The 13,945-nt window shown below is 58.3% G+C and carries 10 protein-coding genes, 1 tRNA gene and 5 pseudogenes; 7 read left to right on the top strand and 9 right to left on the bottom strand.

Translation table 11 applies throughout. From position 1 onward, the window contains the following. Positions 1–110: 110 nt before the first annotated feature. Together ACZBJS_RS40365 and ACZBJS_RS40360 are read left to right on the top strand one after the other, a co-directional pair. A pseudogene (locus ACZBJS_RS40365) lies at positions 111–221 on the top strand (integrase); the annotation flags it as partial. Further along, a pseudogene (locus ACZBJS_RS40360) lies at positions 218–504 on the top strand (IS21 family transposase); the annotation flags it as partial. The pseudogenes ACZBJS_RS40365 and ACZBJS_RS40360, both read left to right, overlap by 4 nt. A gap of 176 nt (positions 505–680) precedes the next feature. Here the strand turns inward: ACZBJS_RS40360 and ACZBJS_RS40355 are convergent. From ACZBJS_RS40355 to ACZBJS_RS40340, 4 genes are all read right to left on the bottom strand, one after another. Next, positions 681–914 (bottom strand): hypothetical protein, encoded by a 234-nt coding sequence (locus tag ACZBJS_RS40355; protein WP_463440154.1) that lies wholly within the window; start codon positions 912–914, stop codon positions 681–683. Between the two features lie 10 nt (positions 915–924). Beyond that, on the bottom strand, positions 925–1,227 hold the full coding sequence (locus ACZBJS_RS40350) for a plasmid stabilization protein (protein ID WP_463440153.1): 303 nt from the start codon (positions 1,225–1,227) through the stop codon (positions 925–927). Positions 1,228–1,266: 39 nt separating this feature from the next. After that, positions 1,267–1,488 carry a DUF3072 domain-containing protein gene (locus ACZBJS_RS40345; RefSeq protein WP_463440152.1) on the bottom strand — a complete coding sequence of 74 codons (222 nt, stop codon included), beginning with the start codon at positions 1,486–1,488 and terminating at the stop codon, positions 1,267–1,269. Between the two features lie 714 nt (positions 1,489–2,202). Then, a complete protein-coding gene (locus ACZBJS_RS40340) occupies positions 2,203–3,231 on the bottom strand; it encodes a P63C domain-containing protein (protein WP_463440151.1) in 1,029 nt (342 codons plus the stop codon). A gap of 141 nt (positions 3,232–3,372) precedes the next feature. Between ACZBJS_RS40340 and ACZBJS_RS40335 the strand changes: the two genes are divergently transcribed. The 4 genes from ACZBJS_RS40335 (at position 3,373) to ACZBJS_RS40320 (ending at position 8,035) form a co-directional block, all read left to right on the top strand. Beyond that, positions 3,373–3,480: transfer RNA gene (locus ACZBJS_RS40335), tRNA-Val, on the top strand. Positions 3,481–3,644: 164 nt separating this feature from the next. Continuing rightward, entirely contained in the window at positions 3,645–4,403 is a 759-nt protein-coding gene (locus ACZBJS_RS40330) for a transposase (protein ID WP_463440150.1), read from the top strand. Positions 4,404–5,318: 915 nt separating this feature from the next. Next, on the top strand, positions 5,319–5,459 hold the full coding sequence (locus tag ACZBJS_RS40325; protein ID WP_463440149.1) for a hypothetical protein: 141 nt from the start codon (positions 5,319–5,321) through the stop codon (positions 5,457–5,459). A 458-nt stretch (positions 5,460–5,917) separates the two neighbouring features. Beyond that, on the top strand, positions 5,918–8,035 hold the full coding sequence (locus tag ACZBJS_RS40320; RefSeq protein WP_463440148.1) for an MASE1 domain-containing protein: 2,118 nt from the start codon (positions 5,918–5,920) through the stop codon (positions 8,033–8,035). Here ACZBJS_RS40320 and ACZBJS_RS40315 read toward each other — a convergent pair. Continuing rightward, the gene (locus ACZBJS_RS40315; protein WP_092088911.1) at positions 8,030–8,692 is read right to left on the bottom strand and encodes a response regulator transcription factor; all 663 of its coding nucleotides are present in this window, start codon (positions 8,690–8,692) and stop codon (positions 8,030–8,032) included. The two genes, ACZBJS_RS40320 and ACZBJS_RS40315, sit on opposite strands and share 6 nt — an antisense overlap. 475 nt (positions 8,693–9,167) lie before the next feature. On the opposite strand from ACZBJS_RS40315, the gene ACZBJS_RS40310 reads away from it, so the two are divergent. Continuing rightward, positions 9,168–10,583 (top strand): OpgC domain-containing protein, encoded by a 1,416-nt coding sequence (locus ACZBJS_RS40310; protein ID WP_463440147.1) that lies wholly within the window; start codon positions 9,168–9,170, stop codon positions 10,581–10,583. 35 nt (positions 10,584–10,618) lie between these two features. On the opposite strand, the pseudogene ACZBJS_RS40305 reads toward ACZBJS_RS40310, so the two are convergent. From ACZBJS_RS40305 to ACZBJS_RS40290, 4 genes and pseudogenes are all read right to left on the bottom strand, one after another. Continuing rightward, positions 10,619–10,726: pseudogene (locus ACZBJS_RS40305) on the bottom strand (IS5/IS1182 family transposase); the annotation flags it as partial. Positions 10,727–10,993: 267 nt separating this feature from the next. Next, positions 10,994–11,244: pseudogene (locus tag ACZBJS_RS40300) on the bottom strand (hypothetical protein). Next, positions 11,241–12,066: pseudogene (tnpC, locus tag ACZBJS_RS40295) on the bottom strand (IS66 family transposase); the annotation flags it as partial. The pseudogenes tnpC and ACZBJS_RS40300, both read right to left, overlap by 4 nt. Positions 12,067–12,185: 119 nt before the next feature. Next, complete coding sequence (locus ACZBJS_RS40290) at positions 12,186–13,628, bottom strand: RNA-dependent RNA polymerase family protein (protein WP_463440146.1); 1,443 nt, start codon at positions 13,626–13,628, stop codon at positions 12,186–12,188. Between the last annotated feature and the right edge of the window lie 317 nt (positions 13,629–13,945).

The following is a 13,945-nucleotide window of genomic DNA, read 5'->3' as shown; positions in this document are numbered from 1 at the left end:
ATCGGCTTTCGGGCGAGACCCGGCCGGCGCAAATCTTCGTCGCGGTGATGGGCGCCTCTAGCTTCACTTACGCCAAGGCCGCCTGGACGCAAGGGCTCTGCGATTGGCTCGCCACCCACCTCTTGGAGCAGAACATCGATGTCCGCGTCATCCAGGTGCTGCTCGGTCACGCCAAGTTCGACACCCCCGCGCTCTATACGGGTTTCTCATTCAACCAATGAGGAGGCCCACCCAGAGATTGTCGATGCGCCGGATCAGAGAAGTTCTACGTTTGAGGCACCAGGGCCTGACCGAGCGTGTCATTGCGCGGATGTTGGGGGTGAGCAATGGCGTCGTCCATGGATACGTGCGGCGGGCGCGCCTTGCGGGGCCGTCCTGGCCGCTTCCGGAAGGGATGGACGACGAGGGCCTGGAGCTGCTGTTGTTCCCGGCGCCGACGGCCCGTCGCAGAGCGATCGGCGACCGGTCTCCGACTGGATTTACGTGGAGACCCAAACGTGCAGGTTCATTTCTGCGCAGTCGCTTAGCCATCGACGGCTTCCCAAAGCCCAGTTAGCGTATCGGTTTCTGATCATCGCACACGGGCGAAATCCCCGGGTCCGGCCATACGCCAACCATCAAGATCGGATAGCGACGGCAGCATTTGTGTCATCTCAGCTCCCCACATGGTAGCGGAATTCCTACGCACGATCGCGGAGGTCGGTCACGCCTTCCTTTTGGGCGCAGTGGTCGCAGCAATAGTAGGTGCCGCTCTTTTCCAGGCCGTGTCCCACGATGCGCGTTCCGCAATGCTTGCAGGTTGGCGCCAAGGCATGAATTGCGCACTCAAAGCTGTCGAACGTGTGCGCCTGCCCGTTCATCAGCACTTGAAAAGCCTTGTCATAATCATTGCCGCAGGTTTCGCATGTCGGCATTGTGCCTCCTTCACGCTGCTCGGCGTTTGCGGGTTCGAGCAGCCTTCTTGGCTGACCTAGAACGTTCAGCGGCTGGGCGGCTGGCGGATGCTTTCCCACCAAGCTTGCCACCCTTGCGGGACGGCGAAGTGTCCTCTTCGGTACCTCTGCCGGACCCACTCTTTTTACCGCCGTGGGTTTCCTTGTTCACGGTCGCCCAGGCCCGCCGTTCGGCTTCCTTGTCGGGAACACCTCGCTCTTCGTAGTTTTCCTCGATGTGTTCGGCCTGTCGCTTCTGCTTGTCGGTGTAGCTTCCTTTGTCTCCGCGTGGCATTCGTGACCTCCTTTGATAACTATCGCGGTTCTCCTGCCCCTATTCGACGCCCGCCTTCTTGTGCAGTTCGTCAATGAGATTGGACGGCCTTGGTGAGGCCCTTCCCGAGCGTGCTTGTTCTGACAGGGTCTGCAGGTAGGACGCCTGGGCGTCAGTCATGGGCTCGTCCCCCGACGCCCAATCGTCGGGATCTTCTGAATGTTGGCATTGGCTTCCTTGATGCTCATGGCGTCTCCTCGCGCAAGGAACGACGAGGTTCACTAATTGTTCCTATTTCGGTTTGGGTGCTGTCCGTATTTAAGCCCCGGTGTCCTAAGTTGATTTTGGAAGTGTCCTAGTTCGGATTAAGCGAACGGAAACCGCAGCTTGGCCGACGTTCTCGGTAGGACTACCGAGGCGGCATAGTAAATGTTCTAGGCTCATCAGATTCCATGGGCCGCCATCTGTTCTGACCCGTTTGGACCACGGATGTTCTCCGTGGGAGAACGGATTCCGACCGGAACCGAAAGCCATTAACATGGGTTACGTGTTCAAAAGAGCAGCGGTAAAGGCTCACATGCCGGACGATCTAAAATGGCTGGCACAATTAATCGAAGCGCGCTTGCAGCGGGTGCGAGCAAGCAACGATCTCATGCAAGCCATGCTGCGGCGATCTTATAAGCAGATTGCCTTGTCCCGAGAGTTGCTAGGACGCCCGGTTCCGACCGTTACCAGGGCCAAGCCTAACCTAAGCAAAAGCGAAGTCGGGCCGGAGAGTCTACCATCTGCGGATGACTGATCCGCTAATCACTCGCGCCCAACTTGCTGTAGACGAAACACGCCGCTTGCGTGAGCAACGTCAGATCCTCAGGCAGAAACTTGACGAGGAAGTCGCCAAAGTTCGACGGGCCATCCATGACTGCGCAAGCATCCGCACGGAGATTCAGGCGCAGCGCGACAACAGGGAGTAAGGCCGCCTCAGTTGGCGGCCTCTCATTACAAACCCGGTTCGTTGGGTCCAATAAATGGCAACGGCAACGTCCGATCCCAGCGCGGATGGATACGATCCAACTTCTCCATAAAATCGGTGTCGTAATCGTTGCTGAGCTTCATGATCGTTATCACCGACGACAGGTGCTCGCGCAGCTTTGGGTGCCCAACATCGTCCGTTAAGCGTCGAGTATAGTGGTGCTTTAAACGCCCATCGGGCCGCCGCTCGGACACCTTTCTAAGCTCTTCAAGAACGCCCGGAGCCAATCGCGCATACACGATATCGTTTGTGAGATGGCCGAAATATTGTGGCCTACGCACGGTGTCGCGCGGGAAATCCAACCCTCGAAGCCGGAATAAGTGTTCGTAGAATTCTGTATCAAACGTCTTGATGTAGGGGCGCAGTTCTTTCGCAATGAACTTTTCCAGAATTTGCGAAAGCGCGTCGGCGGCGCGCTCACGTTGATAGCCAGTGACCTCATCGACAAGAGCGATGATTCCGAGCGTGGCAAAACCGAGCTGCAATAGCGCTGCCCGCTCGGCGAGATGTTCAAGCCGCTTACCGAGTAAGCCAAGACGCCCAGCTTCGATCAGGACGTGACAGATATCTGGAAGGATTTGAGCCTCGTACCCATCGGCGAGGTTGCCGCCGTGGGGTGGAATGAAGCGAATTGGAGAATTCGCGCGCGCGATTATCCCTCTGACATCCAAGCCTTTTTCGGCCAAGCGCTCCATCAATTCCGTGATTCTGCGCGCGCCGGATTTTCCACCGCCCTCAGACAGTCCAATCCCACTTTGCAGACCGCGTTGAGCAAGAACGCGAGTGCCGTCGGCAAGCACGTAGCACGGGATTTCAATGTGGCCGATCCTTAGCGGCCTATCCTGCGCGCCATACTTTGCGACCAATGGAACGGGCTTTCCCTCATCCGCCCACCGCTTCATCGCCGCTTCACGGGCGATTTCAGACCGACGTGACGGAGGGAGGATTTCGGCCCTTCGTTTGCCACCCTTCCTACCTGCGCTCTCTTTACTCATCCAGGCTCCTTTGCTTAGCACCGTAGCAATCTAATGCTTGACACAATCTTTGGCAAGCATCATTATGCTAAGCATGGTTGCTCAGACACACACAAGCAAACACCCCGGCTGCTTTCCAGCGGCCGGGGCGTTTTTGTGTGCGGAAGCGTGGCAGAGTGGCCTATTGCAGCGAGCTTACCCCTCGCCGGACCTTTGGGCGTCCAAACCCCTCGCAGGGTCCCGTCAGTTCGAATCTGACCGCTTCCACCATAACCAATCCAGTGGGGCCGACGGCGTTGGCGCGCTATCGACCCCCGATCACCGCCCCGGGGATGAGCCCGACGCGACAACCGTTCTGGTCAATATACGCCTTGGCGGGCGTGTATTCCAGAGTCGCCCGAAGCCCATCCCCTTCAACCCGAAGGATGAGCTTCGTGAACGAACTTTCCCGCGACCAAAAAATCCTAATCGTCGCCTGCCTTACCGAAGGCCAGAGCATTCGCGCCATTGAGCGCCTGACCGGCATTCACCGCGATACCATTATGCGCCTTGGCGCGCGCGTCGGCCGTGGCTGCGCCGAACTGCATGACCGTATGATGGTCGGCATTCGCTGCGGCCGTTTGGAGCTGGACGAAATCTGGGGCTACGTCGGCAAGAAGCAAAAGCGTGTTGAGCGCCATGAGATCGGCCACAAGGGCGACCAGTACACGTTCATCGGCATGGCCTCCTCTGCGAAGGCGATCATCAGCTACCGCACCGGCAAGCGCGACATGGAGAATACGGACCTGTTTGTGCAGGACCTTCGCGAGCGCGTGATCGGCGCGCCCGAGATCAGCACGGACGGCTTCCATCCCTATAAGGCCGCGATCCGCGATGCCTTCAAGGGCCGCGCCCATCATGGCGTGATCGTAAAGACCTACAGCGTAACGAACCTGGCTGTAAAAGAAGCTGCGCGCCGCTACAGCCCGGCCGAAGTAGTAGCCGTAAGCCGTGAGGTAGAGAGCGGCATGCCGGGCCATATCTCGACCAGCTATGTCGAGCGCCAAAACCTCACACTGCGGATGACGCAGAAGCGCTTTGCGCGCCTCACGAATGGCTTCTCAAAAAAGCTGGATCACCATGCCGCAGCCGTGAGCCTGTACGTGGCGCATTACAATCTGTGCCGCGTACACGAGGCCCTGCGCAGTGTATAGGCGCGGCTCGTTGACGCTGGAAAGCGTTATTCGGGCGAAGATGGTGAGGCAGATAAATCGTGCCGTTTCGGAAACGGGCGGTCGGTTAGAGAAGTCGCGATACGGTCGTAAGCTACTGCAAGAGATTCACGCAGTAGCCGCCTGATTCACAAAGCCCGCCACTACGGCGGGCTTTTTCTTTGCCCCAAAGAAACGGCCCCAGCACCCTTGGAGGTGATGCTGAGGCCGTTCCTCATTCCAGCCTTGCCGAGCCGCCGATGCAATGATTAGGCGCCCCTCTGGGTTCAGTAAATTGTCCTTAATGAAACCGCCGTTGCCCAGTGCTTGGATCATCGAATCAAAGCGTGAGCTAGTCAATTAACTTGGGTGAATCAAAGGTAAACAAATCGTCCGCATGCTTAACGGACGGGGTGTCCTAATTCGCCGCATCGAGTGTCCTAACTAGGACAGCACCTCGGTTTGGGTGCTAGCCTGTTTCCATGCCTAGTGGCCTACTTTGAAATTTCGAGTGGCCTAGTTTGGACTTAGCCCTGTAGCAACCAAGGGATGGCCGCTGTTCTCGGTAGGACTACGGAGCGGCATTGGTAAATGTTCTGCCCTCATCACTTAACGATGGGACGCAATCTGTTCTCAGCCTTGGAACAAATGTGGACAGAGTTTTTGGAACTAAATGCCCGTTTCCGCGTCATGAGTCCGTTACCGAAAGGAGTAACGGGGAACGACGTGCCGTCCGCAGATTATCACCTACGCCAAGCCGAGCGTGCAGCCCGGCTTGCTCTCGCTGAATCAGAGCCATCCAAAGCCGCAGCTCTCCACGTCCTCGCACTGGAGCATTACGACAAGGCTGCGAAAGCCGGAGCGGAGCCAGGTCGGGCATCGCGCATACCGGCTCTGAAAGACCAAATGAGCTAAACCATGGTCGACCTGGATCAAGCCCAAGTTGGTGCAACTGACGAGCGTGTCGGCATGGCCGACCGATATGACTGGATTACCATCGCCTGCCTGATCTCGATTGCGTTTACGGTTGCGGCGGTGATCGCGCTCGTGGTCCTGTAGAAAGGCCGCCTCACCCGCTGCGGCAAGCTATCGCGCCAGTGGTCTGGTCTTGAGACCCCAACGAGAGATAGGGCTTATGTCGTACCCAGCGAACTCGTCCGGAAACTAAATCCACCCTTTCCGACAGTCTATCTTCGTCGTACCATCCCTGTCTTCGAAACTCGCGTGAACGCGAGACGGCGGACAAGGGCGGCGTGTTCCGTGCGAATGACGGCGATCTACAGGAGGAGCGGCCGAACATTCGCGTCATGGAGAAGAAAACGCCTGAAGTCTGCCTGATGCTCCCTTGCACGCGCATTGTCAGCGAGCAGACTGCGGCGTCCCATTCGATCCGAGCTTGCATTGCCGTACGGACCGTGCCGGATCAACTGCTTGGTGAAAGCTATTTTTGGTCCTTATGAAGGGGATCAAGAGCCACTTGTGATGGACGATCAAATTACGTAGTCCAGGCGTCTCCGATGTCTGATCCACGATCATTAACTGAGACAAGGCCCTATCGACGCATCAGCCATGCCGCGGGTCTGGTCACAATTGGAGCGATCTATTTCGGTCTAGCAAAAGGCGGCCTCGCTCTCGCCTCTATTCATCCCAGCGCAACACCAATTTGGCCACCTACGGGTGTCGCGTTGGCGGCGGTACTGTTGTGGGGATATAGGACTTGGCCGGCAATTTTCGTGGCTGCCATGATCGCTAATGCTACGACGGCCGGCTCCATTGGCACTGCAATTGCGATTGCAACCGGTAACTCCCTTGAAGCGGTTGTTGGCGCTTATCTCATTAATCGTTGGTCGAACGGATGTCACACGTTCTCATCACCAAACTCCGTTGCAATATTTGCTGTGATTTGCGTCGTGATCGCGACACCAATCAGCGCCAGCATTGGATTGATCAGCTTGGCAATCGCCGGGTACATCGAACCGACATATTTCGTCGACGCTTGGATCACATGGTGGCTGGGAGACGTGACCGGCGCACTGGTGATCGCCCCGGTTATTGTGCTTTGGGCGTCAAGCCACCATCAGGCCCTTAACCGCCACGACTTCTTCGAGACTTGCGGCGTCCTTGCGACCGCGGCGACCGTTGGGCTCGTTGCTTTCAGTCCCCTCATCGAGCAAACGCCAGGCCGCGATCCACTGGGCTTTCTTGCGATCCTGCCGATGTTGTGGGCGGCTTTGCGCCGCGGCCCACGCGACACCGCAACGGTTGCGCTGCTGCTTGCGGGCATCACCATTTGGGGGACGCTCACAGGCGGCGGCCCCTTCACGACCGCGGACCGCAACGCTTCATTCCTGCTGCTGTTAATGTTCCTGATTAGTATTACCCTTCCAAGCTTGTTACTGAGCGCCGATGTCGAGGTTCGCAAAAATGCGGAGGAAGGTCTGCGCCGCGCGCACGTCAACCTCGAGCGGAAGGTTGCAGAACGCACGCAAGAGCTGGAGCTTGCCAATGCAGCAAAATCGCGCTTTCTCGCCATGGCAAGCCATGATTTGCGGCAGCCACTACATGCGTTAGGGCTGTTCGTTGCACAGCTGCGCACGCCGCTCAAATCGGAGGAAATGACAAAGACGATCGAGCGGGTCGATGCAACGCGCAAAGAAATGGACGAAATGTTCAATTCGCTCTTGGATATGTCCAAGCTCGATGCTGGGATGCTTGTCCCCCAAACTACCGAATTCCCGATCGCGCGCCTGTTGCAAAAAATTGAGACGACGTTTGATCAGGCAACGCGAGAAAAGGGCCTACGTCTACGCGTCAAGCGAACCGCCGCCTGCGTGCGGAGCGACGCCATGTTGCTCGAACGCATACTGCTGAATCTGGTATCCAACGCTGTGCGCTATACGTTGCGGGGCGGGATCCTCGTCGGATGTCGTCGGCGTGGCGAAATGTTGCGCATCGAGGTATGGGATACCGGCCCTGGCATTCCTGAGGAGCAGAAGCAGAATATCTTTGGCGAGTTTTTTCAAGTTCCCGGGACAGAACGTAACCGGTCGGGTGGCCTGGGGCTTGGCTTGGCCATTGTCGACAGGCTTCGTCTACTTCTCGACCATCAAATCGACTTAGCTTCGACTCTCGGACGAGGCTCGCGTTTTGCGATCGTGGTACCGGTGATCGATGCATGCGTTACGACCACACCGCCAGCTGACTCACCCCAACCCGGAACCTTTGCGGTCAAAGACAAGGCTGTGTTGGTCATTGCCGATACTCCAATAGTGCAGGAAGGAACGGGCGGGTTGCTCGACAAATGGGGATACTCCGTCCTTACCGCGGGATCCGACGAGGCTGCATTGATCCGACTTGCTCAGCGCCAGCAACGCCCCGATCTTATAATCTCGGATTATCATCTCGCGCGCGGAAAAACGGGGATCCGAGTGGTTGAAGAACTTAATGCGGTGTTTGGTTCGTCAATTCCAGCTATTCTCATCAGTGGTGATACGACAGCTGAACCATTACGTGACGCCAAGAACAGAGGATTCATTTTGCTGCACAAGCCGGTTGACCCAATGCGGCTCCGTGCTGCGATGCACGAGCTCTTTAGGGATCGCGACGGTAGGAGGGAGACCGGAGCAGCTTTATAATTCAGATTTTGGCGGCAATTCCCAGCCCATTCTTCCTACTTTTATTATTGCCTCGGTGCGGCTCGTTACGCTGAGCGCCTTGAGAACGACCGTGATGTGGTTCTTCACCGTCGGTACGGCCATATTGAGCGTCTTAGCGATGACCTTGTTGCTTCTTCCCTTCATCAGGAGCGCAAGCACTTCAATCTGTCTATCGGTCAATCCCAGACCTTTAAGAGAGCCGCGTGTCGCTGGCTTATTTGTAGGTCGTGGACTCGATGGTTCCTCCAGGATTTCCGAGGGAATGTAGAGGCCGCCGGAGAGGACCAACTCCATAGCGTTGAGTATAACCTCGCGTTTAGTTGTTTTCGGAATGAAACCTAGGGCGCCAAGTTTGAAAGCGCGCTTGACAGTGTCTTGATCATCTGAGGACGAGATAACGATGATAGCAATGGTCGCATCGCGCTCACGCACTTCGCGGAGAACAGAGAAGCCATCTCGATCAGGCAAACTGATATCAAGCAAGATCAGGCTGATGTCCGCATGTTCCTCGATGAGGTGCATTGCCTGACGGCTATTCGAAGCCTCCAATATGACGGCTTCTCGTTTCAGCTCTTTGAGCAAGGAACGTAACGCCTCGCGAATCAATGCATGATCGTCGACAATAAGAATCTTCATGAAAAAGCTCTCCGTCATTCCATCGCACGGAGACCAATTGAAAAATCATACACCCACCTTCGGGTCTTTGGCGACAAAGAAGCAAGATCGAAACCGCCCTCACCTTGATCCACCAGCGGTTCGCGGTGAGGCACCCAAGGTAGGAGCCGAACGCGGCTGTGTGCTATAGTTGCAAATCGCCTTAGGCGGGAACGCACGTGTAGGGTACCTTGATCGTAGGACCAACGAACCTCTCTGGTCGACCTCCGGCTGATTTACATGCTGCGCCCGTTGAACGATGCTCGTGGACGGCAGCTTCACCGCCAGGAAGCTCTACCCTGCGCCGCTACATGATCATTGTCGCAATAGCTGTCGTGGCCAGGTTCAGCGCGAAGTAGTTCGAGACTGCGGCGTTGTTACGATCCCGCAGTTTGGCGGCGATTTTTGTCAATTCAGTCCCTCTTGTTCATTCCTCTTGAGCGTGCTTGCACGTCGGATGGGCAACCAGATGCACGATCGAACAGTTGTCCCGATGCCAACGGTAAGTGCGCTGCCGGAGCCGAAAGCCTCAGGTCGCGATCTGCGAATCGATGCCTGCCGCGGCATCGCGCTCTGGTGCATCTTTCTGGACCATGTTCCCAACAACATCGGAAGTTGGCTGACGCTCCGGAATTACGGCTTCAGCGATGCTGCGGAGGTGTTCATGTTCGTCTCCGGTGTGACCTGCGCGCTAGCCTATGGCAAGGTGTGGCGCTGCGACGGCTGGTCCGGCGTGATCAGCCGAACGCTGCGGCGAAGTTGGAATATTTATATCGCATTTTTGCTGCTCACGATCGCCTGCGTCATCTTGGTATACCTCGCAGGCGGAGACCGTCTTGCTGACGAAAGCAATACGCGCATTTTGCTGGACCAGCCGGGCGCGACTCTAGTGCACGCGGCGATCCTTCAATACCGTCCAGTCAACACCGACGTGTTGCCGATCTTCGTGCTTCTTCATCTCTTATTCGCGCCCTTGCTGTGGCTGCTGCTGCGACTTCCGAACGTGACGCTTGGCGCCTCAATGGCGCTTTATGCGCTGGTACATGTGTTCGGCTGGACTCTGCCGGCATGGCCCAATGGTCACTGGGCGTTCAATCCGCTCGCTTGGCAGTTGCTCGTTGTACTAGGCGCCTGGTGGATGCTTGAGGGGGAGAGAGTGCGGCCGTTGGTCACGTCGCGCGCGGCGCTTGTGCCTGCCGTTCTCTATCTCGTGTTCAGCCTCATCATCGCATTGAGCTGGAGGATCAAACCGCTGGAGGGAGAGGTCCCGCAGAAACTGCTGATGTTGCTGTATCCGATGGACAAGTCAAATCTCGACCCATTGCGACTGGTGCATTTTTTGGCTCTTGCGGTTTTGGCGGTATGGCTGGTGCCTCCCAATCGGCGAGGGCTGAAGACGGCGATCGTGCGCGGCGCCATTCTTTGTGGCAAGAACTCGTTGCCGATCTACTGCCTCGGCGTTCTGCTTACACTCGCCAGTCTTCTGGCGCTGCTCGATATTTCGGATGGGGTGGCGATGCAGATCGCGCTCAGCGTTAGCGGTGTTCTGATGATGATCTTGGCGGCGACGCTGCTCAACTTGATCAAGATCAAACCCGGGCAGCAGCCGACCGCCGCACTGCGTATGGGGGTGAGCCCCCAGCAGGGAGGCTGGGGTACCCGCGGCAGGCGCCTCCTGCAGGTGTTTCGAGAGCTGCGCGAGTACGGCCGGGCGAGCGGCCCGAACCGCTTCATCGATTGCCGGTTTGCCGAGCGGCTGCCCGCCCTCACCGACGAATTGGTCGGGCCCAAGGCGGATATCGTCGCAGCATCGCCGAAGCCTGTAGCCATACCGACCAGGAACGTAACTGCGCCGGTCCCTATCGGAATATAGGGCTCGGTTTGCCTACTCGAGTCGGCAGAAGGCGTATGGCGCTGCGCATAGAGATGCTTGTCGGCCGGATATTTGAGCGCACGAGAGGAGTTGTTTGGGATGACGGCAATCGCTCCCTCGGCGGCGATCGCCTGACGCAAATGAGTCCCCGATCAGGGCAACGGCTTGCGGTGCACTTCTAGCCTGCCGTAACGCGTCCTAAGCCGCGAACGGCCATAATGAATCTTGGTGCTCAAACTTGACTGGTGACTCTGCTTGTTCTTCCGAGAGCCCAATGGCGATCGCCCGCGCGTCTTCACTTTGCTATTTTCGCCGCTGTTGCTGTGCCCTCTCCTAACTCGCATCTCATTCTTCGTCTCGTCGTGGAGCTGTTGAGGTACGCATCCGGCGTAGGCCGCAGGCTGGTTGGATCATTCCCGTTGCCAGCGCGTGAGCAGCTTGGGTTTTCTTTGTAGAACCTGACGAGCTCGATCAGGTTTTCGATGCCAAAGTCGGTGAACGCCTGAACACCATCTTCGCCGACACCATAGACCCAGATCACGCCATCCTCGATCTCCATTTCGATGGCAATGTCGCGCAGCCAGTCTTCGTTTTCACCGAGGTCCTTTGCGACCTAGGTGATGGTGGTGACGTGATGAACCTTGTTGACGTGCGTGGTCATGCCGCTCGAGCGGAGAACGCTGATGCCGGCGTCCAATTCCAGGGCAGAAGCTCGTCCAGCCGGTGAGCTGGGTGGGCGGCCGATGCGGGCAAGGATATCCGTCAGCCAGGCCTGTGGATCGACGCCATTCATTTTGGCCGTGATGATCAAGCTATACATGGAAGCCGCGCGCCGTCCGCCGCGATCAGAGCCGCAGAACAACCAGGATTTTCGTCCAAGAGCGATGCCTCGCAAGCCTCTTTCGGCGACATTGTTCGAGAGACAGACTCGTCCGTCTTCCAGGAACAGCGTGAAGCTCGCCCACCGCTTCAGGATGTAGTTGAACGCCTTGGCCAGGTCGTGCCCGCGGGACAACTTGGCGAGCTGCTCCCGCATATAGACCTGCAGGTCCTCGACCAGAGGCCGGCTCAGCGTCTGTCGCATCTCCAGACGCTCTTCGGGGCTCCTGCCATTGATGGAGCGCTCGATCTCGAACAGCGAGAGCGGGATCTCCTTCTTGCCGGTGGCCTTGCGACGCGCATTCTCTTCGATATCGGCCATGGCGAAGAATGGGCGCCGCGCATGGGCCCAACACGCCGCTTCCCGGATCGGTCCAGGTTGGCGTCCCGCCAGATAGAGCTGGTTGTACCCGTCATAGGCGTCGGCCTGCAGGATGCCGGCATACCCGGCCAGATGCGTCTGGGGACGCTCGCCCCTACGGTCGCGGGAGTAGTAGAACATCGCCGCCGGCGGCCCGGCGCCGCCAAACGGCCGATCGTCCCGGACGTAGATCCAGCACCGTGCCGTATCGGTCTTGCCCTTGGCCAGCACCGGCACGGTCGGGTGAGTAGGCCGGAGGGATTTCACCTCCAGCACCGGGTCACCGGAGGCGGTCGCCCGCCCCCGGTTCCCACAGAACGTGGCGTGCGGATTTCCCGCACCGACGCTCTTCGACAGTTGGTTCACAGCACTGCAAGCGCTTGCAGCTCCCGATAAGGGAGGCGCAGCTTAGGCTTCAGCAACGGTGTCCGTTCTTTGATTTGGTTGAAGGCGTCCCAAGTGAGGCGTCGGCCTGCCCAGCTGCGGCTGCGCAGCATTCCGCGCCAGTAACGCTCCACGGCCCGATAGACTTTTACGAGGCTCCGGAGATTTCCGGCGACGCCGTAATAGCCATAGTGGCCGCGCAGGACGAGGTTGATTTCATCGGCCTGGTCACTGATCTTGTAATGCCGTATTTGCCGCATCAGCTCCTGCAGAGACATAAGGCTGCGCTTTAGCCGAGATTTCTCGGTGCGCATCCCAACCTTGAAGTTGCCTTTTTGGTTTCGCGTGCAATAGAGCGTCAGCCCCAGAAAGTAGATTGTTTCCGGGCGGTTTCTGCCGCGTTTGCCCGCATGTCTTTGCGCGAACCGACCAAACTCGACCAACTTGGTCTTGGTCGGCTCTAGAGTGAGGCCGAACTTCCCCAACCGAAGACGCAAGGCCTCCTGTACGCGGGTGGCGTCCGATCGATATTGGAAGCAGATCACAAAGTCGTCGATATAGCGCACCAGTCGGGCTTCGCCCCGCAACCGACCCTTCACCACGCGTTCGAACCAGAGGTCGAGAACGTAATGAAGGTACATATACTTCCTCCCTTCACGCTCTCGTGGCGCACCACTGTTCCAACAGTAAAATCCCCGAAAGTACATATCCGGCGAGCCATCCGGGAGGCGGCCCACCTCGATCGGGTTTGTATCGTCGACCAAAAACAGGAACACGTCGCGATCACTCGCGTAGAGTGTCGTCGTGTCCTTGGTCACGTCCACAAAGGGATTGTGGGTCATGGTCGCCCAGTCCATCACACCCGGAACCTTCCACCGGGTGTCACCCGTGCCGTTGCCCGCGATCTCCATGACGGCCGCGACCAGCTCATGATCCCAGATACGGCCATAGTCCGGCCCGGTGACAGCGCGAAGCTCGACGCGTCCGCTATTGGTCTCCAAGGTTTTCACGAGCTCGGCGCGATGCGAGAGCAAGCCGTGTTGCAGGTTGATGGCGGACAGGGCCGCGGGAAGCTGCCGCAGATAGGATGTCGGCGTACCGACCAGCGTACACAACTGGCCAAAGCTCCAATGGGTCGGCGCCACCGGCTCCTCGCGTCCCGGCACTGTCAGGGCCAGCCGCTCGGCATTGTCCCGGCTCGCATCCACGCGGATGGCCCTGCTTTCCACCGTGCGCGCTTGCGCGCGCTCGGCTCGTCCTCGCACCGATTCATAAAGGTCCGGCAAATTCAGGAACCGCTCGTCATCGGGTCGCGCAAACCACTCGGACGACACCCGGCCAATCCGCTGGCCTCGCGAGACATCCACGCGGAAACCGCCGGACGCAGGCTGTTCGCTTTGGGACAAAGTCATCGTGTTCATGGTCGTTCTCCTATGGGCTGAGGTTGCAGCGCAGCGCTGCGCTGCAACCCTGCCTCGCGGCGAGCAGCGGGTGTGCAAGCGGAGTGGGCGCCTTCGCGGGGACCCGGCTGCACGGAGCGCACTAGCGCGGAGGAAGCTGGGCGGAAGGCGCTCCGAAGCGCGCCGAGGGCGGAGCCCTAAGCGTTTTCAGGTCAAGATCTGGAGCGTGCGCGGCGGCGATCAGGGTGAGACTTCAGCGACAATCAAGGTGAGACTGCGCCGATGGGGGCGGACCGAAGGGAGGGCGTAGCCCGACCGGAGGACCGTCCCCATCGGCG

It is taken from the genome of Bradyrhizobium sp. KZN70725, assembly GCF_055264925.1.
The sequence above is the reverse complement of the archived record's forward strand: the minus strand, read 5'-3'. Positions and strand labels throughout refer to the sequence as shown.

Bases quoted from the DNA above. Each gene is read 5' to 3' on its own strand.
- ACZBJS_RS40310 (WP_463440147.1), top strand. From the start codon at position 9,168: ATGGGCAACCAGATGCACGATCGAACAGTTGTCCCGATGCCAACGGTA.
- ACZBJS_RS40290 (WP_463440146.1), bottom strand. From the start codon at position 13,628: ATGAACACGATGACTTTGTCCCAAAGCGAACAGCCTGCGTCCGGCGGT.
- ACZBJS_RS40340 (WP_463440151.1), bottom strand. From the start codon at position 3,231: ATGAGTAAAGAGAGCGCAGGTAGGAAGGGTGGCAAACGAAGGGCCGAA.
- ACZBJS_RS40355 (WP_463440154.1), bottom strand. From the start codon at position 914: ATGCCGACATGCGAAACCTGCGGCAATGATTATGACAAGGCTTTTCAA.
- ACZBJS_RS40325 (WP_463440149.1), top strand. From the start codon at position 5,319: ATGGTCGACCTGGATCAAGCCCAAGTTGGTGCAACTGACGAGCGTGTC.
- ACZBJS_RS40320 (WP_463440148.1), top strand. From the start codon at position 5,918: ATGTCTGATCCACGATCATTAACTGAGACAAGGCCCTATCGACGCATC.
- ACZBJS_RS40315 (WP_092088911.1), bottom strand. From the start codon at position 8,692: ATGAAGATTCTTATTGTCGACGATCATGCATTGATTCGCGAGGCGTTA.
- ACZBJS_RS40350 (WP_463440153.1), bottom strand. From the start codon at position 1,227: ATGCCACGCGGAGACAAAGGAAGCTACACCGACAAGCAGAAGCGACAG.